The 22134-nt window shown below is 64.2% G+C and carries 16 protein-coding genes and 1 pseudogene; 7 read left to right on the top strand and 10 right to left on the bottom strand.

Annotated elements, in window-relative coordinates:
- Positions 1 to 166: 166 nt before the first annotated feature.
- Positions 167 to 1147, bottom strand: coding sequence for a LysR family transcriptional regulator (locus tag P6U27_RS32900; protein WP_129144618.1), 981 nt, complete (start codon positions 1145 to 1147; stop codon positions 167 to 169).
- A 121-nt stretch (positions 1148 to 1268) separates the two neighbouring features.
- Here P6U27_RS32900 and P6U27_RS32895 point away from each other — a divergent pair, with 121 nt between their 5' ends.
- A complete protein-coding gene (locus P6U27_RS32895) occupies positions 1269 to 2342 on the top strand; it encodes a 4-oxalomesaconate tautomerase (protein ID WP_407193365.1) in 1074 nt (357 codons plus the stop codon).
- A 54-nt stretch (positions 2343 to 2396) separates the two neighbouring features.
- Positions 2397 to 3782 carry a C4-dicarboxylate transporter DctA gene (dctA, locus tag P6U27_RS32890; RefSeq protein ID WP_129144620.1) on the top strand — a complete coding sequence of 462 codons (1386 nt, stop codon included), beginning with the start codon at positions 2397 to 2399 and terminating at the stop codon, positions 3780 to 3782.
- Positions 3783 to 3866: 84 nt separating this feature from the next.
- On the opposite strand, the gene P6U27_RS32885 is transcribed toward dctA, so the two are convergent.
- Complete coding sequence (locus P6U27_RS32885) at positions 3867 to 5795, bottom strand: AsmA family protein (protein ID WP_209295134.1); 1929 nt, start codon at positions 5793 to 5795, stop codon at positions 3867 to 3869.
- Between the two features lie 272 nt (positions 5796 to 6067).
- Between P6U27_RS32885 and P6U27_RS32880 the strand changes: the two genes are divergently transcribed.
- Together P6U27_RS32880 and P6U27_RS32875 are read left to right on the top strand one after the other, a co-directional pair.
- Positions 6068 to 6775 carry a CoA transferase subunit A gene (locus tag P6U27_RS32880; RefSeq protein WP_122405582.1) on the top strand — a complete coding sequence of 236 codons (708 nt, stop codon included), beginning with the start codon at positions 6068 to 6070 and terminating at the stop codon, positions 6773 to 6775.
- Between the two features lie 67 nt (positions 6776 to 6842).
- Entirely contained in the window at positions 6843 to 7493 is a 651-nt protein-coding gene (locus tag P6U27_RS32875) for a CoA transferase subunit B (protein WP_122405581.1), read from the top strand.
- Positions 7494 to 7752: 259 nt separating this feature from the next.
- On the opposite strand, the gene P6U27_RS32870 is transcribed toward P6U27_RS32875, so the two are convergent.
- A complete protein-coding gene (locus P6U27_RS32870; protein WP_129144622.1) occupies positions 7753 to 8781 on the bottom strand; it encodes an AraC family transcriptional regulator in 1029 nt (342 codons plus the stop codon).
- Between the two features lie 217 nt (positions 8782 to 8998).
- Here P6U27_RS32870 and P6U27_RS32865 point away from each other — a divergent pair, with 217 nt between their 5' ends.
- Positions 8999 to 9607 (top strand): response regulator transcription factor, encoded by a 609-nt coding sequence (locus P6U27_RS32865; protein WP_174221652.1) that lies wholly within the window; start codon positions 8999 to 9001, stop codon positions 9605 to 9607.
- Positions 9608 to 9765: 158 nt separating this feature from the next.
- Entirely contained in the window at positions 9766 to 11445 is a 1680-nt protein-coding gene (locus P6U27_RS32860; RefSeq protein WP_407193364.1) for a mucoidy inhibitor MuiA family protein, read from the top strand.
- Positions 11446 to 11872: 427 nt separating this feature from the next.
- Here P6U27_RS32860 and P6U27_RS32855 read toward each other — a convergent pair whose 3' ends face one another.
- From P6U27_RS32855 to P6U27_RS32835, 5 genes are all read right to left on the bottom strand, one after another.
- Entirely contained in the window at positions 11873 to 13228 is a 1356-nt protein-coding gene (locus P6U27_RS32855; protein ID WP_129144623.1) for an esterase-like activity of phytase family protein, read from the bottom strand.
- Between the two features lie 131 nt (positions 13229 to 13359).
- Positions 13360 to 14259 carry a carbohydrate ABC transporter permease gene (locus tag P6U27_RS32850; RefSeq protein WP_129144624.1) on the bottom strand — a complete coding sequence of 300 codons (900 nt, stop codon included), beginning with the start codon at positions 14257 to 14259 and terminating at the stop codon, positions 13360 to 13362.
- Positions 14252 to 15208, bottom strand: a complete 957-nt coding sequence (locus P6U27_RS32845) for a carbohydrate ABC transporter permease (RefSeq protein ID WP_122405575.1) — start codon at positions 15206 to 15208, stop codon at positions 14252 to 14254. The genes P6U27_RS32850 and P6U27_RS32845 overlap by 8 nt, the downstream gene beginning before the upstream one ends.
- Positions 15209 to 15341: 133 nt before the next feature.
- Positions 15342 to 16691, bottom strand: coding sequence for an ABC transporter substrate-binding protein (locus tag P6U27_RS32840; RefSeq protein WP_129144625.1), 1350 nt, complete (start codon positions 16689 to 16691; stop codon positions 15342 to 15344).
- 87 nt (positions 16692 to 16778) lie between these two features.
- Positions 16779 to 17822 carry a C-terminal binding protein gene (locus P6U27_RS32835; protein ID WP_122405573.1) on the bottom strand — a complete coding sequence of 348 codons (1044 nt, stop codon included), beginning with the start codon at positions 17820 to 17822 and terminating at the stop codon, positions 16779 to 16781.
- 252 nt (positions 17823 to 18074) lie between these two features.
- On the opposite strand from P6U27_RS32835, the gene P6U27_RS32830 reads away from it, so the two are divergent.
- Positions 18075 to 19760 (top strand): methyl-accepting chemotaxis protein, encoded by a 1686-nt coding sequence (locus tag P6U27_RS32830; RefSeq protein WP_407193363.1) that lies wholly within the window; start codon positions 18075 to 18077, stop codon positions 19758 to 19760.
- 212 nt (positions 19761 to 19972) lie between these two features.
- Here the strand turns inward: P6U27_RS32830 and P6U27_RS32825 are convergent.
- Together P6U27_RS32825 and P6U27_RS32820 are read right to left on the bottom strand one after the other, a co-directional pair.
- Positions 19973 to 20949, bottom strand: a pseudogene (locus tag P6U27_RS32825) (Bug family tripartite tricarboxylate transporter substrate binding protein).
- 232 nt (positions 20950 to 21181) lie between these two features.
- Positions 21182 to 22117 carry a DMT family transporter gene (locus P6U27_RS32820; protein WP_162500443.1) on the bottom strand — a complete coding sequence of 312 codons (936 nt, stop codon included), beginning with the start codon at positions 22115 to 22117 and terminating at the stop codon, positions 21182 to 21184.
- Positions 22118 to 22134 lie beyond the last annotated feature (17 nt).

Below are 22134 nucleotides of genomic sequence, written 5' to 3'. Positions count from 1 at the left end.
CGGCCGGTGTTTTAACCGGTCGTATAAAACACTAGCGCATGGCCGTCCTCCGATCTAGCGACTTCTTGTCAGACCAATGTCCTGGGGGTGGAGGGGCTGTGGCGAATTCGCGCATTGATCCAAAGCTCGCATCAATGCATGCCAATCAATTCGCCTCGTGGCCTTGTCATCGTTTCCCTTTGAGGCCGGTCGAAGCGGCATTCGGGCTCGTGTCAGCGGATCGGGATCGTGGCCTGCCTTGTCCGCTCGTCCGGGAAGGCGAGCGCCATGCCTCGAGCAGCATCTTGAGAAATTGGCTGGCATGAGGAGATAGTGTCGCCCCATGCCTGCGCACGATTCCGATCGTCCGCGACACCTCCGGCTCGACCAACCGAACCGTGTGAATGATGGGGTGGCCGGCCGCCGGCGTCGCGAGCCTCGGCAGCACGGCGATGCCAAGTCCCGCTTCGACCAGGCCGAGCGAACCGGAGAGGTGGGCGACTTCATAGGACCAGTTCAGCTGCAGGCCATGTCGCGCCAGCGCATTGTCGATCAGCGCGCGATTGCCGCTGTTGCGACCGACCGTGATGACCCGGTGCGACACGATTTCCGACCAGCTGACCTGTTTGCGCGATGCCAGCGGATGGTCATGGCGGCAGGCCAGGACGAAAGGATCCTCGACCAGTTTCTCGAATTCGATTTCCGCATGCGAAGCGCCGATGAAGTTGATGCCGAAATCGGCTTCTCCGCGTGCGACCGCTTCCAATCCCTCGTTGGCACCGATGTCCAGAATCCGGATGCGAATGCGCGGATACGCTTCGGCAAATCGGCCGATCGCACGCGGCAGGAAGTAGAACACCGCCGTCGGCACCGCAGCCACCGAGACGAGGCCTGAACTGCGCGCGCCGATATCGTGGATGGCGAGCACCGAGGTCTCGAACTCGTCGATGAGGCGGCGCACCTTCGGCAGGAAGTCGCGGCCGGTCATGGTGAGATTGACGTGGCGCGTCGACCGTTCGAGCAACGGCGCACCGAGGCCTTCTTCCAGTTTCTGAATGCGTCGGCTCAGCGCCGGCTGCGACAGGTTCAGCGCCCTCGCGGTGCGGACGAAGCTTCCCGTCTCCGCCACGGTGATGAACGCCTTGAGGTCGAGCAGTTCTGCGTTCATGGCGGCAGCCTCCAATTATATCGATAACCGGAATAATACCTCAGATATTTGCATTTCACAAAAGAGTTCTGCCGGAGGATGCTCTGGCTCGCGCGAAGATGTCGCCAAACGGAAGAGCTCCATGAACGATCAGATTGCCATTCCCTGTGTGGTCATGCGTGGGGGAACCTCACGCGGGCCGTTTTTCCTGGCCCGTGATCTTCCGGCCGACCCCAAACTCCGCGACGCGGTCCTGCTGTCCGTGATGGGAGGAGGACACGACCTTGGAATCGATGGGATCGGCGGCGGCAATGCCGTCATCAACAAGGTCGCGATCGTCGGACCGGCAACGGTGGCCGGCGCCGATGTCGATTACCTGTTTGCCCAGGTGCGGGTTCGAGAGGGGATCGTCGATACCTCGCCGAATTGCGGGAACATGCTGGCGGCTGTGGGGCCGTTCGCAATTGAAGCCGGACTGGTCGCCGCCGCGGCAGATCGCACCCATGTGCGCATCCACAACGTCAATACCGGCAAGTTCATTGACGCGACCGTTCCGACACCCGCAGGACGCGTGACCTACGACGGCGAGGCGCGGATCGACGGTGTTCCGGGGACGGCCGCGCCGATCGAACTGTCGTTCCCCAACGCGGCCGGTGCACGCACTGGCCGCCTGCTGCCGACGGGACGTCCGGTCGACCGCATCGAAGGGATCGATGTGACCTGCCTCGACGCGGCGATGCCCGTCATGTTGGTCCGCGCGGCGGATCTGGGATGGACCGGCAGTGAGGCGCCCTCTGACTTCATCGACGGCCGCTTTCGCGCGCGTCTTGAAGACTTGCGCATCGAGGCGGGGCGCCGGATGGGCTTTCCGGATCCCGCAACGATGGTGATCCCGAAACCGGTTCTGATTGCGCCCGCGAGGGAGGCGACGTTGAACGTCAGGTACTTCATGCCGCATGACTGTCACAACGCGCTGGCGGTGACCGGCGCCGTCGCGATCGCGACGGCGTGCGTCACGCCTGGAACGATCGCGGCAGAGATGGTCGGATCACTGGCGCCGCCGGTGCCGATCACGCTTGCCCATCCTTCCGGCCAGCTCGTGGTCAGGCTGGAGCCCGGCCCGGTTGCACGGGTGCTGCGAACAGCTCGGCGAATCTTTGAGGGCCACGTCTTTGCCCGTCGGTCGCACGTGACTCATTCGGTGCTGGCGGCCTGAAGCCCGCCGCTTCCGAAACCATCAAGAACAATCAGAGCCATGGGAGAAACGAGAATGCAAAAGGAAGCACCGGTTGGGCATCCGAGCACCGAGGCGGGAAAGCCATTCTACCGGATTCTCTATGTCCAGGTGCTGATCGGCCTCATGCTGGGTGTCCTCACGGGCCATTTCTGGCCTGAATTTGGCGCCGCGCTGAAGCCCTTTGGCGACGGCTTCGTCAAGCTCGTCAAGATGATGATCGCGCCGATCGTGTTCTGCACCATCGTCAGCGGCATCAACAGCATCAGCGATTCCCGCGAGGTCGGCCGCACGTTGGTGAAATCCATGGCGCTGTTCTACCTGCTGACCGGGCTCGCTTTGCTGGCCGGGCTGATCGCAGTGTCCCTGATCCAACCGGGCGCCGGCATGCATGTTGCGGTCAATACGCTGGACCCATCGGTGGCCGCGAAATTCACCAAGCAGGCCGGTGCGACCGGATTCGCGGACTTCATGCTGCACATCATCCCGCATTCGTTCTTTGGAGCGTTCGCCGATGGTGAGGTGCTGCCGGTCCTGCTGATCTCCATCCTGATCGCCTTTGGCCTCAGCCGTGCCGGCGATGGGGGTGTCGTGGTGACGAAGGCAGTCGCCTCGTTCTCACAGGTGCTGTTTGTGTCTTTCGGCTTCATCATGAAGCTCGCCCCGCTCGGCGCCTTCGGCGCCATGGCGTTCACCGTGGGCCGCTACGGCATCCGTTCGATCGGGTCGCTCGGACTGCTGATCCTGACCTTCTATATCGCTTGCTCCGTCTTCGTGGTGGTCGTGCTGGGTGCGCTGGCGCGGCTGAACGGCTTCAGCCTGTGGAAGACGATCCGCTACTTCAAGGAAGAGCTGCTGATCGTGCTCGGCACGTCGTCGTCGGAGCCGGCGCTGCCTGGAGCGCTGCGCAAGCTGGAGCAGCTTGGATGCCGGAAAGGCGTGTCGGGGCTCGTGTTGCCGATGGGCTATTCCTTCAATTTGGACGGCAGCGCCATTTATCTCACCCTGGCGTCCATCTTCATCGCGCAAGCCTGTGACATTCACCTGTCGTGGGGGCAGATCGCAGCAATGCTCGGACTGATGCTGCTGACGTCCAAAGGGGCCGCCGGTGTCACCGGCAGCGGCTTCGTCGCGCTTGTCGCCACCCTCTCTGTCATGCCGGATCTGCCCGTGACCGGCGTGGCGCTGCTCGTCGGCATCGACCGCTTCATGTCGGAGGCGCGGGCGCTGACCAGCATGATCAGCAACTGTGTCGCATCCATTACCATTTCGCTGTGGGAGGACGCCTGTGATCGCGAGGTGTTGGCCCGTGAGCTGGGACAAGGCAGCACTCTCACGCCCGCGGCAGGAATGAAGACCGGCGAGGCAACGGCGGTGCGGGAGGATAAAAGCTGGATCGCGACCACGCAATCGGCCGCTTGACGGCACGTTGCGATCGAGCCGCTCGCAATGTCCAATCAAGCAATCGAGCCCGTGGCGCTGAAGTGCCGAACCCGACAGAGCGCGTTAGTTGGACTTGGCGCTCTCTTTGGCGTTCTCCGCCGTCGGCGATTCCGCCGGTGCGGGACGCTTTCCGGTGCCGGTGATGCGCTCGATTGCGGAGCGCACGGCGTCACCCCCCTTGCGGTCCTTCAGCATGTCGAGCAGCGGCGCGGAGGCCGGCGAGCGGCGGATCAGGCTTTCCGGATCCGGGAAGATCAGCGGATCGTCCCAGGGGCCCTGCACCACGAAGGGCAGTTCGAACCCCGACGCGCCGTTGAGGCTCGCCACGCCCTTCATGTCGTATTCGCGTGCCGGCACCGAGGCGGTGCCGGTGAGCGTGATCTTCGTCGCCGGCCCCTCGACGCGGATGTCCTCGGCGGTGGCGATCCCGTCGGAGAATTTCACGGCGATGGTGAGATTGTCGTAGGGCGTCGAGCCGCTGCGGAAATTGCCGCCGCCCGACAGCGGCCGCCGCTCCAGCCGCTTCAGGAGCTGCTCGGCGTTGAAGCCCGAGATCGCACCGTCATGCCCGGTCACGGTGGCGCTTCCGTCGAGTGACTGCACGAGGCCGAACGGGCTCGATCCGGAGGCGAGCAGCGAGACGTTGATGTTGCCGCGGCCTGACAGCTTGTTGAGACCGAACAGTTCGGTGGCGCAGGCCTGGAGATCGACGTCGGTGAACTGGAATTGCGCCTTGATGTCGGCGACGGTGTCGGACCGCGCGATACCGAACGAGCCCTTTGCGATCCCGCCATAGACCTGCGCCTCGCCGACGGAGAGCGCCAGCGTGCCGTTGCGCAAATTGGCGCCGATCGCGGTGCGGCCGAGCTTCGTCGGCCCGACCGTCAGCCTTGCAGCCGACAGGCGCATGTCGAGGTCGGTGGTCGACAATCCATTGAGATCGAACAGCTGCCTGTTCCAGTCGCGCGCGCCGCTCGCGAGCAGGCGGAACGTCGAGATATAGGGCGTGAAGTCGAGCGCGTCGGCGGCGAGCGTCGCCTGCAGCGTCTGCCGGCCGTTGTTGGCGTAGGTCATGACGCCCTCGGCGGCATTGCCGTCGAGCTCGACATTGACATTGGTGAGCGCGATCGAGGCGCCGACGACGTTGGCGCGCGCCTTCAGCGCGAAGCGGCCGAAGCCGCCGCTGCCGGGCTGCGGCTGCCCGGTCCAGCGCAGCGCGTTGCGCAGGGACGGGCTGTCGACCGTGAGCGTGCCTTCCATCATCGGGCTGGTGCGATTGGCGACGCTGCCGTCGAAGGCGAGCTTGACCGGCGCGCTGGCGATTCGCGCCTTCAGGCCGGACCGGTCGCCGGAGAGGGCGGCAACGAAATCGGAGAAGCTGATCGAGCCGTCGACGCGCTCGCCGCGCCAGTCGAACTGTCCGGTCGCAGCAAAGGAGCGCGAGATCGAAGGCCAGGCCAGCGACAGGTCGATGTCCTCGAGCTTCTCGGTGGCATGCGTGGCGGGGTCCTCGTAGTCGAGCACGCCGTCCTGGATGCGGATTTCGGAGAACGAGACCTGGTTCTCCGCCCCGGGCTTCATGGTGCGTGCGATGGTCTGGATGAAGGGCGTCCAGTTGCTCTCGCCGTCCGGTTTGAGGCTGACGTGGATGCGTGGCCGCAGGAGCATCAGGTCGGCGATCTCGAATCGTTGCAGCAGCAGCGGCAGCAGCCGCAAATTCGCGGTGAGCACCTCGACCTGGAGCGCGGGAGCGCTGGTGCCGCCGCCCTTGAGGCCGACGTCGTGGAAGGAGATGTAGCTCGCCGGCAGCACCGAGATGTCGATGCTGCCCGCGACGCTGAGCTCGAGCCCGGTGACGTCGCGGATCTGCGTTTCGACCGCCCTGCGCAGCGCGTCGCGGTTGATGAGCCAGGAGGTCGCGATCAGGGCGATCAGCGCGACGCCGAGCAGCGCCGCGATCGGCGTCCCGAGGCGCTTCATTCCTTGGGCCATGGTCAATGGCATGTCCTGATCGGGTTGGTCGCTGGAGCCAGAAGGGCGGGCCGGGAAACCTGCGCGCCCACGCCCAACCCCCGCAACTTGATGGGTTTTCTTGACGCTTTCAAGGCCGCGGCACGGTTATGCCCACGGCGTGGGCAGCTTCTATCACCCAGCGGCGGAGCGGAGAACCCCGTATCATTGACGGCTTCGGACGATTTCGCCTAATAATCGCCGCCAATAAGGCGCGACGCCTGCAAGCCGAAGGTTCAGTCGAGGTTTTTTGCATGAATAAGGTCTATCCCGACGCCAAGTCGGCGCTGTCAGGCATTCTAAAAGACAACATGATGATCATGTCGGGCGGCTTCGGCCTCTGCGGCATCGCCGAGGAGCTGTCGGACGCGATCCGGGAGTCCGGCGTCAAGGGCCTGACGGTGGTCTCCAACAATGCCGGCGTCGACGGCATCGGCCTCAGCCGCCTTCTCGAAACCCGCCAGATCAAGAAGATGATCTCGTCCTATGTCGGCGAGAACAAGCTGTTCGCCCAGCAATTCCTCGCCGGCGAGCTGGAGCTCGAATTCAACCCGCAGGGCACGCTGGCCGAGCGCATCCGCGCCGGCGGCGCCGGCATCCCGGCCTTCTACACCAAGACCGGCGTCGGCACGCTGATCGCCGAAGGCAAGGAAGTGAAGGAGTTCGACGGCGAGAAATATCTGATGGAGCGCGGTCTGTTCGCCGACCTCGCCATCGTGCACGCCTGGAAGGGCGACACCGCCGGCAACCTCATCTACCGCAAGACCGCGCGCAATTTTAACCCGATGATGGCGACCGCCGCCAAGATCACCGTGGCCGAGGTCGAGCATCTGGTTCCGGCCGGTGAACTCAATCCCGACCACATCCATACGCCCGGCATCTTCGTGAAGCGCATCGTCGAGGTCGGTACGGCCAAGAAGCGCATCGAATTCCGCAACACCCGCCCGCGCCCCAGCGCATGATCCGGAAAAGTGGAAGCCGGTTTTCCGATCAGATCATGCGCCACTAAAGAATCGACAGGAGACCAAGATGGCCTGGACCCGTGAACAGATGGCTGCGCGCGCCGCGAAGGAATTGCGTGACGGTTACTACGTCAATCTCGGCATCGGCATCCCGACGCTGGTCTCGAACTACATCCCTGACGGCATGGACGTCTCCTTGCAGAGCGAGAACGGCATGCTCGGCATGGGCCCGTTCCCCTATGAGGGCGAGGAAGACGCCGATCTCATCAATGCCGGCAAGCAGACCGTGAGCGAGCTGCCCTCGACGTCCTATTTCTCCAGCGCGGATTCCTTCGGCATGATCCGCGGCGGCCACATGGATCTCTCGATCCTCGGCGCCATGCAGGTGGCTCAGAACGGCGATCTCGCCAACTGGATGATCCCGGGCAAGATGGTCAAAGGCATGGGCGGCGCGATGGATCTCGTCGCTGGCGTCAAGCGCGTCGTCGTGGTGATGGAGCATTCCGCCAAGGATGGTCCGAAGCTGCTGAAGAAGTGCAACTTGCCGCTGACCGGCGAACGCGTGGTCGACATGGTCGTCACGGATCTTGCCGTCTTCACCATCGACAAGCACGGCGACGGCGGCATGGCGCTGATCGAACTTGCCGACGGCGTCTCGCTCGACGAGGTCAAGGCCAAGACCGAAGCCGAATTCCGCATCGCGCTGAAGAACACCTGAGGCTTCAGAACACCTGAGGCTTCGCGAAGGGGGCGCGCATGACGATACGGTCTGCGCGTCCCGAAGAGATTCAGGGGCGGCGCTGATCAATGCGGCTCTGCGGGTCAACGTCGGAAGCATCCTTCATCTGAAAAGGTTTTGATGACGGGTGCAGTGTGCGCCGATCACGATAAGAGTGTTTGCGCTGCGACAAGCTTTTGCCGGATTCACGCTGGCGCGCCGTCGCCACGATGGGCGTGCCGGCGCCGGCTCGCTGAACTCAAGCTGCAGTCGCCGAGGGCGGCACGGTGAGAGGCCGCACGCCCTTGCGCCAGTCGGTGATGGTGCAGCCGAACCGGCCGCGGAACCAGCGCGCCATGGCGCTCTGCGCGGAGAAGCCAAGCTGCACCGCGATGTCCGTCAGCGGCCGGCCGGGGTCGTCGATCAGCCGGGTCACGAGATCGGCGCGTTGCGCATCCAGGATGGCCGAGAAGCTGGTGCCCGATGCGGCGAGGCGGCGGTGGATGGTGCGGCGGGTGCAGGCAAGATGCTCGGCGACGCGCTCGACCGTGCAGTCGCCGCCGGCGAGCAGGAGGCGTACGACCTCGTCGACCTTCTGCTCCCAGCTTGCGGGCCGTGTTTCAATCGCCTCGATCCGCTTGCGTAGGTAATTCGCGATCAGTGGATGCGCGCTCGGGATCCGGCGTCCCAGATCGTGCGCCGACAACAGGATCGCGTCATGCTTCGCGTTGAAGACCACGCGGCAGCCGAAGAATTCGCGGTAGCGCTTGCGGTCGTGCGGCGGTGGATAATGCAGGTGCACCTCCTGCGGCCGCCAGTCGTGACCGAACAGCGACTGGATGATGCGGTGGACGCTGCCGAGCGCCATGTCGATCGACTGGCGCGACGCGCTCGGGTGCCGGCCACGCAGATGCATCGCGACGGTCACGGTCTGCTTGCCGCGCGCAACGTCCAGTCGCATGCCATCGTCATGGATATGGATGAAGCGCGAGAACGCATCGATGGCCTCACCGACGGTCGCTTGTTCGCGCACGATCAGGCTGACCGCGCCGAAATTGATCAGGCCGCCGCGCTCGGCGAGACGCAAGCCGAAATCTTCGGAGCCGGACGCCTCCGCCGACAATTCGAGCAGACGGCGCAGGGCGGCGACGGCAATGGGCGTGTCGGGCTTGTCGAGGCAGGCTGGCGGCAGCCTCGCCTTGCGCATCATCTGCATGGGGTCGAGCCCGACTGACCGGGCAACCTCCGGATAATAACTCAGGCTTGAGCTGCGAATGAGGTCGGTCATGCGAACCGTTCCTGCCAGCCATTCCCAAGGATGTCCCGAAATGTAAAATTTCTGTCCCGGTCAGTCAAATCCAGGAACGGGACGGAACATACATAGGGGAAGACCGAAGCACGGGCGTGAATGCCGTGTTGACGACGGTGCGGCAGGGCGATGGAGCCGGCTACCGTCTCGGGCCATTTGACCAGGACATTGCTGGATCGGGATCGTGCCGGGAAACATGCTTTCCAAGGGTGAGATATTCGTCGTCGATACCGACGCTGCCTCCCGCGAACAACTTTCGACCGCGCTCCAACAGAACGCCTATGAGGTGATCTGTTTCGCCGACGGTGCGTCTCTCTTGTCTGCAGCAAAGGCGCGGATGCCGGCCTGCGTGCTGCTGGAGCTGCCGTCCGATCACTCTGGCCTCGAGGTGCTCAAGCGGCTGCGCGGCGAGAACTGCATGGCGCCGGTACTGGTGACCTCCGCGAACGGCAGCATTGCCATGGCGGTCGACGCCATCAAGAGCGGCGCGGCCGACTTCATCGAAAAGCCGTTCCGCACCCACGACGTCGTCGGCCGGATTGATGCCGCCATCGATGAGTTCGCCCAGCCCGCAGCGATCCGGCAATGCTGGCTGCCCGGTTGCGAGCCCCTGACCGAGCGCGAAGGCGACGTGCTCGAGCATCTCGCCGTTGGTCTCACCAACAAGGAGATCGCCCGGCGGATGCATCTGAGCGCCCGGACGGTCGAAGGTTATCGCGCCAGCATCCTGAAGAAGGCCGGCGCCCGCAACGTGACCGATCTGCTCCGGCGCATCTTCGGCCAGGGCGCGCCGACCCAGGCCTAAAGGGACTTCAAAGCGTTCAGCGGCCATGGTGCCGCCGCGTCGGCGCCCGCGGAAACCCCAATCGAACCGGTTCCTTCCCTGCCGCGTCCAACCACGATGGCGAGGCATTTCATCGCGCGCGTCCGGCTGGCGGCGCGGCGATAGGCAGGAGGGACTTCATGCGCATCACCGCAAGAGACTTGGCAACCACGGGCCTGGTCCTGGTGACCACGGCCATTGCGTCGCCGTCATGGGCGGCCAACGTGGACGCCACGTCGACGATCGAGACGGTCACCGTCTATCCGGACGGCGCCACCGTCACCCGTGTCATTTCGTTGGACCTCGCCTCCGGTGATTCGACGCTGGTCGCCAAGGACTTTCCGCTCTCGCTCGATCCGTCTTCCCTCCGCGTTGAGGGCGAGGCGGGCGCCAAGCTCACCATCGGCGCGATCGATGCGCGGCCGCCGAAGGCCGCACCGCCCGCGAACCTCTCCGGGCTGGACAAGCGCATCGAAGCACTGAGGGATCAACGGGCCGACCTGCAGGGTGCGATCGACTCGGCCAACGCGCGGCGCAAGTTTGCGCAGCACTTTGCCGAAGCCTCGCCGGCCGGCCTCGGCGAGAAGGGCGAGGCGCGCCCGATTACCGAATGGCGCGCGGCCTTTGCGGCGGTTGCCGAGGAGATCGCGACCGCGGACACCGCAATTCGCGATGCCACGCGAAAACAGCGCGAGATCGATCGCCAGATCGCCGAATTGGAAGCCGAGCGCTCGGCCAAGCCGCCCAGCATGCTGGAGGTGCGGATCGACGTGGCATCGGCCGCCGCGACCAAGGCGACGCTGCGCGTGACCTACACCGTGCGCAACGCGCGCTGGGTGCCGCTCTACGATGCCCGGCTCGACACCGGCGCTAGGGATCGCAAGCCGCAACTCGAACTCGTCCGTCGCGCCGAGGTCACGCAGTCGACCGGCGAGGACTGGTCGAACGTGACGCTCGGCGTCTCCACCGTGCGTCTCGGCCGCGGCGGCAGCGCGCCGGAGCTGAGCTCGCTGGTGGCGCAATATCCGCAAGTGCCGAAGCCGCTGGCGCTCGGCACGGCCTCGGATCTGGCGCGGCCTGCACCGATGACGCGTCAGGCGCAATCACCGGCCATGGCCAAGATCGCAGAAGCGGCCGAGCCGCGCGAGCGCGCCGACGAGCAGCAGGCCGTCGCCGAGATCGGCGACTTCCAGGCCACCTTCAAAATTCCCGGCCGCGTCAGCCTCGGCGCTGCCGAGGGCGCCAAGAGCTTGCGTATCGCTTCGGTGAATGTGCCCGCCGATCTCGCCGTGCGCGCGGCGCCGGTGATCGATCCCACCGCCTTCCTCGAAGCCAGCTTCAAGCAGACGGACGACACGACGCTTCTGCCCGGCAAGGTCGCGATCTATCGCGACGGCGTCTTCGTCGGCCGTGGCAAGATCACGGCGTCCGCCAAGGACGACATCGTGCGGCTCGGCTTCGGCGCCGACGACAAGGTGAGAATCGAGCGCACGGTGCTCAAGCGCAACGAGGGCTCGGCCGGCTTGCTCGTGACGACGTCGAAGACCGACGAGCGCGCGTTCAAGACCACGATCCGCAACGGTCACGACTTCCCGATCAAGATCGCGATCGAAGACCAGTTGCCGGTCAGCGAGAACGAGGACATCATGGTCGAGATGCTGCCCTCGAGCACGCAGCCGACCGCAACCAACATCCGCGACAAGCGCGGCGTGCTGGAATGGTCGTTCGACGCCAAGCCCGGCGAGATCAGGGACATCAACTTCGCCTGGCGCGTCCGCTGGCCGAAGGACAAGAGCATGGTGATCGTGCCGGCGGGGTAGATTGCCAGCCGCGAACGAAGTGCGCTCCCTCTCCCGCTTGCGGGCTGGGGTGAGGGCTCACTCCTCTAAAGCATCATCCGGAAAAGTGCGAAGCGGTTTTCCGGAAAGATCATGCGTAAACAACAAGCTAAAGCGCGATGACGATTCATCCAAATCTCATCGCGCTTTAGGGGATTGTCCCGTTTTGGAGACACCCTCTCCCAACGCTCCCCCGCAAGCCCCGTCTACGGGAGAGACCGTGCCCGGGCCGTCTCCGCTACCTCATCGAGGACCGAAGTTCTATCCTCGTCATTGCGAGCGCAGCGAAGCAAATCCAGACTGTCTCCGTGGAAAAATTCTGGATTGCTTCGCTGCGCTACAATGGCGGAGGATGAGCATCTCTGTCATTTGCAACCCTCTCCCCGCAAGCGGGAAGAGGGAGAGAGCTTTACTTCGCCTTCAGGAAATCCGCGACCTCGAGCAGCACGAACTCGTTGTCGTCGGCCTTGTTGGGATCGCGGCTGGAGGAGAACGGCAGGTTATTGTCGTTGCCGACAATGATATGCGTGTCGTCGACGCGATCGACGTTCTCGATGGTGAAGAACGGGAAGGTGTAGACGCCGTCGTTGAGCGGCTTCTTCGCCTTCTTGTCGGGATCCCTGATCTTCATCAGGTCGATATAGCCGATCTTGCGCACGGGCTTGCCGACATTGGCGTCGGTGAGCTCGATCTTGTAGATGCGCTTGAACTTGGCAAGATCCGGGAAGCAATTCTCGCCGCGCGTACCCTGCGGGCACGCCTTGTCGGCGGTGCCTTCGCCGTTGTCGCGCTCGATGACGAGGCCGGAGGCCTGATCGATCATGTTGAAGTCGCCGATGGCGTTGCCGTTCTGCTCGAACACGTACTGCCAGTAGCGGCCGGTGAATTTCTCCGCGGCGACGTCGAATTCGAGGATCCGCGAGGCTTCCTTGCCGTCGACCTTCTCCCAGTCCTTCTTCTCCGCATCCCACAGCGGTCCTTCGAGCAAGCCGTAGATGAACTTGCCGTCCTTCGACGAGGCGAAGCCCTCAAAACCCTTGGAGCGGCGGAGATTGACGTTGGTGTAGGTTGCGCCGGGTGCGCCGGGCGTCGCGACGGCCCAGTTGTCCGGCGAGCGCACCGGCTTGCCGTCGGCGAGGGTCTCGAAAACCGCGAGGATCTTGCCCGATTTATCGGCCTTCAGGACGTAGGGGCCGAACTCGTCGCCGATCCAGAAAGTGTCGCCGATGATCTGGAAACCCTCGGTGTCGAAATCGGAGCCGGTGAGATAGCGCTTCTCGGTGTCCTCATGGACGATGCGGAACGGCACCTTCTTGTCGGGATCATGCAGGAAGATGGTCTCCAGCCGCTCGATCTTGCCGTTCGCCCAATCCATCTTGTGGCGGTTGAGGTACAGCATCGAATCCGGCGAGTTGGCGCGCGCACCCATACCGTTATCGGTGATGACCCAGAAGCTGCCGTCGGGCATGGTCTTGATGCCGGAATGGCCCTGGAGTGGCTGGCCCTTGAACGGCAACGACACGCCGGTCGGTCGCTCATAGGACTTGCCCATGACAGTGCCAAGCGCGTCGACCCGCTTGCCAGTGGTGTATTTGCCGGAGGTCTTGAGATCGGTGGGGGCATCGGCCGGAGCATCGATGAAGGTGGCGGCCGGCATCACCACGTGGCCGGCGAGCTTGGCCGGGAATTCGCCCTCGCTCTGCGCGAGCGCGGTGCTTACGGTGAGAATGATCGTTGCGACGGAGCTGAGAAAAGTCGCGCGCATGTGCGTCTCCTGTTGGCGGACGCACGCCTTATGCGGATCGCATGTTGCAGTATTGTGAAGCCGGGCCAAAGGCCGCAGCCCTCTTCGCCTCTCCCCGCAACAACGGGGAGAGGCAGGGCGAGAGAGCGAGGCTACTCCTTCACCGCGCCGGTCAGCGAGGACACGTAATAGTCCACGAACAACGAGTAGAAGATCGCAACCGGCAGCGAGCCGAGCAGTGATCCCGCCATCAGCGCGCCCCATTGGTAGACGTCGCCGGTGACGAGCTCGGTCAGGATCGCGACCGGTACGGTCTTGTTGGCGCCGCTCTGGATGAAGGCGAGTGCGTAGATGAACTCGTTCCAGGACAGCGTGAAGGAGAAGATGCCGGCCGAGATCAGCCCGGGCACCGCAAGCGGCAGCGTAATCCGGCGCAGGATCTGCAGCCGCGTCGCGCCGTCCACCAGCGCACACTCCTCGAGCTCATAAGGGATCGACTTGAAATAGCCGATCAGGAGCCAGGTGCAGAACGGCACCAGGAAGGTCGGATAGACCAGGATCAGGGCCAGCGGCGAATCGAACAGGCCGAACTGCACCACCACGGTGGCGAGCGGAATGAACAGGATCGACGGCGGCACGAGATAGGCGAGATAGATGCCGAGGCCGACATAAGGACTGCCGCGGAAACGCAGGCGTTCGATGGCGTAGGCCGCCAGCGTGCTCGCGATCAGCGACAGCGTGGTCGCCCCGATCGCGACCAGCATCGTCGTCCACAGCCAATGCGGATAAGCGGTGTTGAACAGCAGGTGCTTGATGTGCGCCAGCGTCGGCGAGGAAATCCAGAACGGATTGTGCTCCTTGTAATTCATCAACTCCGCGTTCGGCTTGAACGAGGTGATCGCCATCCAGTAGAACGGGAACAGCAGGATCAGCACGAAGCAGCCGAGCGGCAGATAGATCATCATCAGCCGCCGCAGCCCGGAATCCCAGGCCATCGTGTCGGGCGCTGCCTTCGCGTCGGCGACAGCGGCTTGCGCGACAGTATCAGTCATTGCTCTCTCCCTGCTGCCACTTGCGGCGGGCCAGGCCGAAATAGGAGAACAGCGTCGCGAACACCAGGAACGGGATCATCGACACCGCGATCGCGGCACCTTCACCGAGCTCGCCGCCGGCGATGCCGCGCTGGAACGCCAGCGTCGCCAGCAGATGAGTCGAGTTGCCGGGCCCGCCACGGGTGATGGCGTAGACCAGCTGGAAGTCGGTGAATGTGAAGATGATCGAGAAAGTCATGACGATGGCGAGGATCGGCATCATCATCGGAAAGGTGATGTAGCGGAATCGCTGCCAGGCGCTGGCGCCGTCGAGCATCGCAGCCTCGTAGAGCGAGGGCGAGATGGTCTGCAGCCCCGCCAGCAGCGAGATCGCGACGAAGGGAATGCCGCGCCAGATATTGGCGGCGATCAGCGAGAAGCGCGCCGGCCAGGGCGAGCCGAGGAAGTCGATGTTGTCGCTGCGCCAATGCAGCACGTCGACCAGCAGGTAGGAGATGATCGAGAATTGCGGATCGTAGATCCACCAGAACGCCAGCGCCGACAGCACGGTCGGCACGATCCACGGCAGCAGGATGATCGCGCGCAGCACGCTCTTGAACGGAAAATGGTTGTTGAGCAGCAGCGCGAGCCAGAAGCCGAGTGCGAATTTCCCGAACGTCGCGATGGCCGTGTAGACCACGCTGTAGAACACCGCGTTCCACCACAGGGAATCGGTGAGCAGATACTGGAAGTTCTCGAGTCCGACGTAGCTGCCACGCTGGCCGATCGTGGTGTCGGTGAAGGCGAGCCAGATACCGAGGCCGAGTGGATAGGTGAGGAAGACCGTAAGCAGCCCGATCGCAGGTGCCAGACACATCATGATCAGGAACGGCTTGTAGTCGAACAATCGCACCAGCCAGTTCGGTTGCCGCTGGGCCAGCGCGGGAGAGGGGAGGGTGGTCACGGACATCAGCTTTTTGTCCTGTCGTTGAACGTCATCCCACCGCCATTGCGAGGAGCGAAGCGTCGAAGCAATCCAGACTGTCTCCGCGGACGCGCTCCGGATTGCTTCGCTTCGCTCGCAATGACGATCGCTCAGCTGCCTAACGGTTTTGCCGCCGGAAGTACCGCTTGCAGCGCTGCTCGGCTTCCGCGGCCGCGGCCTCTGGCGTGGCCGCGCCGGTCGCGACCGACGAGAACATCTGAATCAGCACGTAGTCTGCGCTGACCGCCCCCGTCGCCGTCGAGATCGGGCCCTTGTAGCCGTCGTAATAGGTGCTGTTCATCGTGTCCTTGAACAGCTTCACTTTGGGATCCTGCGACCAAACGGCGGCCTCGGCATAGGCCGCGAGCGGCTGGGCCCAGTAGCCGGAATTGGCATTGAGCCACGGCTCGTACTGGTCCTTTTCCAGCATGTATTGCAGGAAGGCCTTGGCGGCGTTGGGGTACTGGCTGTGCTTGAACACCATCGCGTTCAGGGTCAGGCCCGCCATCGGCGAGACCTTGGCCAGGCCCTTCGGCAGCAGCTGATGTTCGCTATCCTCGGCGATCGCCTTGGTGGCAGGATCGTTCTTCAATGAGAAGTACAGCGACACGCCGTTGGCGGTCAGGGAAATCTCCTGCGAGGAGTAGGCGCGGTTGTTGCTGACGTCGTTCCACGACGTCGTGCCGGCGATGAAGGTCGGGTACAACTGCTTGACCCAGTTCAGCGCGGCGATGGTCTCCTTGCTGTTGATGGTGAGGTTGCCCTCTTCGTCGAGCAGGGCGGCATTGTGTGACCACAGCGCCCAGTTCGCAAAACCGTTGCCGTCACCCTTGGCGTTGCCGAGCGCGAAACCGGCCGGCTTGCCGGCCTTGTGCAGCTTTTGGCACAGGTCGACGATTCCGGCATGGTCTTCCGGCACCTTGTCGAAGCCGACCGATTGCAGGACCGACTTGCGGTAGATCAGGGGCCCCGCGGTGGCGCCGAACGGCAGCCCGATCCAGGTCTCGCTCTTGTTCTTCTTGCCGTAGCGTTGCGCCAGCGGCAGCCAGCCGCCATACTTCTTGCCGACATAGTCCGCGATGTCGGTCAGCTCGATCAGCTTGTCGATATAGATGTGCGGCGCATCGGAGAAGCCGATGATGATGTCAGGACCGGCGCCGGAATTGGCGGTCACCGCGGTCTGCTGGTTGATGTCTTCCCAGCCGACGAAGTCGACCTTCACCTCAACGCCGGTCTCCTTGGTGAACTTCGCTGCATTCGCGCGGAATACATCCTCATCCGCCTGGACGAAACGTACGGGCCGCAGCATGCGTAAGGATGCGCCCTTCTCGATCGGCAGCTTGGGCGCCGGAACGTCGGCGGCCTTGATCGTTGATGGTGGTGTTTGCGCTGCAGCACCGGTGGCCGCGAGCGTTGCAGCGGACAGGCCCAGCGCCAAGGCATCACGACGTGTGATGTCGTTCCTCATCAGTAACCTCCCTATGATGTTCCCTTCCCGGCGTTGATCGCCGGTGAAGGGCCGTTTCGGTCGTCGGCGCGTTTTACGCCGGCCCGTCTAGCTGTTCGGTCCGCGGTCCATGCTGACGGGCTGCCAGCGGCGGAGTGCGGTGTTCTGCAGCACCGACGGATTGACGCAGCTTACCGGCCACATGCCCTGAAGCACCAGTGACAATTCGTAGCCCACCCGGCGCTTGCGCGCTTCGTCAAACCGTGCCGAGGCCGAGGCGACGTGGGCTGTCAGCGTCACGTTCTCCATGCCGAGCAGGGGATTGTTGTGCGAGGGGGGCTCCTTCTCCAGCACGTCGAGGGCGGCATGCGCGATCCAGCCCTCTTGCAGCGCCTTGATCAGGCTCTCCTCGTCCACGGTGGCACCGCGCCCGGTGTTGATGAAGATCGAGCCCTTCTTCATCTGCCGGAAGTGCTTTTCGGTCAGCATGTGATGCACCTCGGGCCTCGCCGGCGCGTGCATCGAGACGAAGTCGGATTGCGACAGCACCTCGTTCAGCGTCGCCGGCATCACGCCGTGGTCGTACATCAGCGTTTCCTGGATGAAGGGATCATAGGCCATCATGCGCAGGCCGAACGGCGCGGCGCGTTTCGCAACCGCCCGCGCCACGCGGCCGAACGAGATGAAGCCGAGCGTCTGGCCCATCAGCCGCGGGATCTTGAGCAGTGCCGGCCGGCCCTCGGCCCAGCGGCCGTCGCGCACCATGCGGTCCTGCTCGACCAGGCGGCGGAAGCCCGCGAGCAGCAGCATCATGGCGTGGTCGGCGACCTCCTCGATGAAGGTGTCGGGGATGTTGGTGACGGGAATTCCGCGGGCGGTGGCGGCCTTGACGTCGACACTGTCGACACCGACCGAGCCGAGCGTGATGACCTTGCAGCTCTCCAGCGCGTCGATGATCGATTTGGTGATCGGGATGCCCTTGGCATAGATGGCGTCGGCATTCTTGGCGGCGGCGATGAACCCGGCCTCGTCGGCCGGCGCCTCGACGATCTCGGCATCGATCGGATCGAGCGCCTCGCGCTCATAGGAATAATCGCTGCCCGCAACGGTGAAGCTCGCACCCTTCGGCGTCACCACCCTGTATTTCGGCATGTCCTGCTCCCGATTTGGTTTCTTGTTGTGACCCGCCTTCGTGGCGGGCCTTTGCGTCTTTTACGCGAAATCGCGGCCGGTGCGTACAATTCGCGGTTGTCGTGAGCGAGGTATATTTCCGATTTTCCGCGCGCGGTCCGGGCTTCTACGGAGGCACGTAAGTAACTTGCTAAGGGCTCGGCCACTAAAAATTGATTCGATTATGATCGATCTGGTCGCGTGCCCGTGTCCCACTTTTGCCGGAGCTAACCTGTGAAGTTGAGCAATCTGAAGATCGCCCCCAAGCTGGGCATTCTTGTCGGCGTCACCTTGTTCGGCCTTTGCGCCTCCGGTGTTCTCGCCGGCTATCTGATGAAGCGCGAAATGGTGAATGCGCGCGTCGACCAGACCAAGGCAATCGTCGAGCTGGCCCGCAACTACGCCGCGACGCTGATGAAGCGGGTCAATGCCGGCGAGATGACCAAGGACGCCGCGCTCGCGGACCTGCGCCGCTACGGCAACGCGATGACTTACGACAAGGGGTCCGGCTATCTGTTCGGCACCACCTATGACGGCATCACGCAGCTCGCGCCGGATCCGAAGCAGATCGGCCAGAACCGCATGGACGTGGAGACGAATGGCCGCAAGCTGTCCCGCGAGATCATGGACGGCGTCAAGGCCAACGGCGAACTCCTGCTCTTCTATGAGTATGTGAAACCCGGACAGCCAAAGCCGATCCGCAAGCTCGGTTACGCGGTCGCCATCCCCGGCTTCGACATGTATCTGGGCACGGGTGCCTATCTCGATGACATCGACGAGAAGATGGGGCCGGCCTACTGGCTGCTCGGCCTTGCCATGCTCGGCATCGTCATCGTTGCCGGCAGCGTCGCCTGGATGATCGGATGCAGCATCAGCCGTCCGCTGGCGCTGCTCGGCATGCGCATGAAGGATCTCGCCGACGGCAAGCTCGAAGGCGACATCCCCGGTGTCGGTCGCGGCGATGAGGTCGGTGAGATGGCTTCGACCGTACAGATCTTCAAGGACAATGCAGTCCGCATCCGCGAGATCGAGCGAGCCGAAGCCGATGCCAAGGAGCGCGCCGCGGCGGAACGTCGCAGCGCGATGGAGGACATCGCCAACGACTTCGAACGCAGCGTCAACGGCATCGTCCGCTCGGTCTCCTCGGCCGCGGCGGGCATGCAGACGACGGCGCAATCGATGACGGCCACTGCCAGCGATGCCTCCTCGCGTGCGGCAACGGTCGCCGCTGCCTCGCAAAAGGCTTCCGGCAATGTCGGGACGGTCGCGGCGGCCGCCGAAGAGCTGTCGAGCTCGGTTGCGGAAATCTCCCGCCAGGTCACGCGCTCGACCGAAGTGGCGAGCCGTGCCGTCAATGACGCCGAGCGTACCAACGCCACCGTTCAGGTGCTCTCCTCCGGCGCCGAGAAGATCGGCGAGGTCGTCAAGCTGATCCACTCGATCGCGGCGCAGACCAACCTGCTCGCGCTCAACGCTACCATCGAGGCCGCCCGAGCCGGCGAGTCCGGCCGCGGCTTCGCCGTGGTCGCCTCCGAGGTCAAGGCGCTCGCCAATCAGACCGCGAAGGCGACCGAGGAGATTTCCGCCCAGGTCGCTGCGATGCAGACCTCGACCAGCGACGCGGTCGCGGCCATCTCCGGCATCACCCAGACGATCGCCGAGATGAGCGAGATCACGGCCGGCATTTCCGCATCGATCGAGCAGCAGGGCGAGGCGACCCGCGAGATCGCGCGCAACATCCAGTCGGTCGCGGCCGGTTCGAGCGAAATCAACGCCCATATTGGCAGTGTCACCTCGGCCGCGGAAGCGACCGGCAGTGCCGCCACCGACGTGCTCTCCAATGCCCGCGAACTGGACAACCAATCCGGCGCGCTGCGCACCGCCGTCGACAACTTCCTCGCCAAGGTGCGCGCGGCGTAGTTTTCGCGCGTGCACCGACGCTTCGATCTGCTCCGCCGTCTGCCCGGGACAAGCCCGGCCATGACGGAGAATGCGGAGGTCTCGTGCTCCGGACGCAGCGCAGCGCTCCTTCAGCGATGCGCTGCTGAGCCGGGGGCATGCGGCGGTCGGGGTCCCGGCTCTGCGATGCATCGCGGACGCGCTGCATCTTGTCCGGAACACGGGGACTGATCCTACTGCTTTTCGATCTTCGCGTTGGTGATCAGCTTCTCCCACAGCACGAGCTGCTCATTGACGAAGGTGCCGAGCTCCTCCGGCGTGCCGGAGAAGGCGTCCATGCCGAGTGTGGCGAGCTGCGCCTTGATTTCCGGCTTCTCGACGATCTTGCGGATCTCGGTGTTGAGCCGCGTCACGATCTCCTTCGGCATGCCGGCGGGGCCGAAATAGCCCTGCCAGGACGAGATGTCGAAATCCGGCACGCCCGCCTCCTGCATCGAGGGCAGGTGTGGCACCAGCGGCGAGCGCTCCTTGGTGGTGACGGCGAGCGCGCGCAGGGCGTTGCCGTTGACATGGGGCAGGCCGGTCAGGATTCCACGAACATCATCGAGACGCGGCCGCCAATGACGTCGTTGAGCGCCGGCGGCGAGCTCTTGTAGGGCACGTGCAAGAGGTCGAGCCCGGCATTGTGCGCGAAGGTCGCACCCGACACGATCGCCGACGACGAGCCCGAGGCGTAGCTCAGCTTCCCGGGATTGGCCTTGCCATAAGCGATGAGCTCGGCGACGGACTTGGCCGGCACTTCCGGATTGATGACCAGCATAAAGGGCAGATCGCCGGTACGGGCGATCGGGGTAAAATCCTTGACCGGATCGTAAGTGAGACTCTTGAGCAGATAGGGGTTGGCCGAATGCGTGGTGTTGGTCGTCACCAGCAGCGTGTATCCGTCGGGGGCGGCTTTCGCGACGTAGGTCGCGGCGAGCATGCCGTTGGCACCCGCCTTGTTCTCGATGACGATGCCGACGCCGAGCGCCTGCGACAGATGCTGCGAGATCAGGCGCGTCGTGGTGTCGGTGCCGCTGCCGGCCGCGAACGGCAAGACCAGCGTGATGTTGCGGCTGGGATAAGTGTCGGCCTGAGCCGTGGAAGCTGCGGCGAGGCAAAGTGCGGCCGCGCCGATGGTGCGCAGGTTTCGAATCAGCCCTGAAAGCATATGTGGTCGTTCCCTCTTTTTCGTTGGCGGGAAACTAGCGTCTGTTTGCTGAAATCGGAAGACGGGAGTTGCGTGCCCCGGGCGCACTGCAGCGCGCCGCTTTCGCGGCGTGATGCGCTGCCGATCCGGGGCCCACATTCGCGGCACACTGGATCCCGGCTCCGCGATGCAGCGCTTAGGCGCTGCATCTTGTCCGGACACGAGATCGCACGCGCCCGTCCGTCACACGGAATTACTTCGCCGCCGAGCCCTGGCGCGATGCGAGCACGACGCCGGCGAGCACCAGCGCATAGCCGATCAGGTGGAACGGCTGGAGCTTTTCGCCCAGCAGCAGGATCGCCATCGCCGAGCCGAACACCGGCACGAGATGGAAGAACGGCGAGGCGCGGTTCGGGCCGATCAGCGCCACGCCGCGATTGAAGAAGAGGTAGGCGAGGGTGGAGGGAAAGATCAGGATGTAGCCCAGCGTCGCCAGCGTCATCCCGTCGAAGTGCAGCACGCGGCCGCTCGCCGCCTCCCAGATCGCGGTGGGAAGCAGCATGGTCGCGCCGCAGCAGGTGGTGAAGGCCAGGAAGGAGAGCTGATGGATCTTCGGCCGCCGCGGGATGAAGGCGGAGTAGAGGCCGAACGCCACCAGCGAGGAGGCGAACATGATGTCGCCCCTGTTGAAGCTGATGCTCGCGAGCGCGGCGAGGTCGCCGCGCAGGATGATGATCAGCACGCCGGCCAGCGAGATCGCGATGCCGCCGAGCTGCGCTCCGGTCAGCCGCACGCCGAACAGCACCAGCGACCACAGTGCCACGAACAGCGGCCCTGCCGATTGGATCAGCAGCGCGTTCAGCGCCTCTGTGTATTGCATCGCCCAGTACGAGATCGCATTGTTGAAGGCAAAGCCGACCAGCGACAGGAACAGCATCAAGGGCAGGCTCTTGCGCAAGGCAGGCCAGTCGCGCTTCAGATGCGGCCAGGCGAACGGCAACAGGATCAGGAACACGCCGAACCAGCGGATCGTGGTCATCGTCAGCGGCGGCACATGCGCGCCGACATGGCGGGCGAGCACGATGTTGCCGGCCCAGAACAGCGAGCTCAGACTGAGCAGCAGATAAGGCTGGTTGTTGAGCCGGCTGGCCGGACTGGCGGTCGGTGTTGCGGGCGAAGCGATCGTCATGGGCGTTGCATGCAAGC

The sequence above is a fragment of the Bradyrhizobium sp. STM 3566 genome, assembly GCF_045571445.1.
Classification (GTDB): domain Bacteria; phylum Pseudomonadota; class Alphaproteobacteria; order Rhizobiales; family Xanthobacteraceae; genus Bradyrhizobium; species Bradyrhizobium vignae.
Note: the sequence above shows the minus strand (reverse complement) of the source record. Positions and strands in the feature narration are given on the sequence as shown.

Coding starts and splice junctions, on each gene's coding strand:
- P6U27_RS32870 (WP_129144622.1), bottom strand. CDS start 8,781: ATGACCGACCTCATTCGCAGCTCAAGCCTGAGTTATTATCCGGAGGTT.
- P6U27_RS32835 (WP_122405573.1), bottom strand. CDS start 17,822: ATGCCGAAATACAGGGTGGTGACGCCGAAGGGTGCGAGCTTCACCGTT.
- P6U27_RS32900 (WP_129144618.1), bottom strand. CDS start 1,147: ATGAACGCAGAACTGCTCGACCTCAAGGCGTTCATCACCGTGGCGGAG.
- P6U27_RS32875 (WP_122405581.1), top strand. CDS start 6,843: ATGGCCTGGACCCGTGAACAGATGGCTGCGCGCGCCGCGAAGGAATTG.
- P6U27_RS32860 (WP_407193364.1), top strand. CDS start 9,766: ATGCGCATCACCGCAAGAGACTTGGCAACCACGGGCCTGGTCCTGGTG.
- dctA (WP_129144620.1), top strand. CDS start 2,397: ATGCAAAAGGAAGCACCGGTTGGGCATCCGAGCACCGAGGCGGGAAAG.
- P6U27_RS32865 (WP_174221652.1), top strand. CDS start 8,999: ATGCTTTCCAAGGGTGAGATATTCGTCGTCGATACCGACGCTGCCTCC.
- P6U27_RS32885 (WP_209295134.1), bottom strand. CDS start 5,795: ATGGCCCAAGGAATGAAGCGCCTCGGGACGCCGATCGCGGCGCTGCTC.
- P6U27_RS32845 (WP_122405575.1), bottom strand. CDS start 15,208: ATGTCCGTGACCACCCTCCCCTCTCCCGCGCTGGCCCAGCGGCAACCG.
- P6U27_RS32880 (WP_122405582.1), top strand. CDS start 6,068: ATGAATAAGGTCTATCCCGACGCCAAGTCGGCGCTGTCAGGCATTCTA.
- P6U27_RS32820 (WP_162500443.1), bottom strand. CDS start 22,117: ATGACGATCGCTTCGCCCGCAACACCGACCGCCAGTCCGGCCAGCCGG.
- P6U27_RS32850 (WP_129144624.1), bottom strand. CDS start 14,259: ATGACTGATACTGTCGCGCAAGCCGCTGTCGCCGACGCGAAGGCAGCG.
- P6U27_RS32895 (WP_407193365.1), top strand. CDS start 1,269: ATGAACGATCAGATTGCCATTCCCTGTGTGGTCATGCGTGGGGGAACC.
- P6U27_RS32840 (WP_129144625.1), bottom strand. CDS start 16,691: ATGAGGAACGACATCACACGTCGTGATGCCTTGGCGCTGGGCCTGTCC.
- P6U27_RS32855 (WP_129144623.1), bottom strand. CDS start 13,228: ATGCGCGCGACTTTTCTCAGCTCCGTCGCAACGATCATTCTCACCGTA.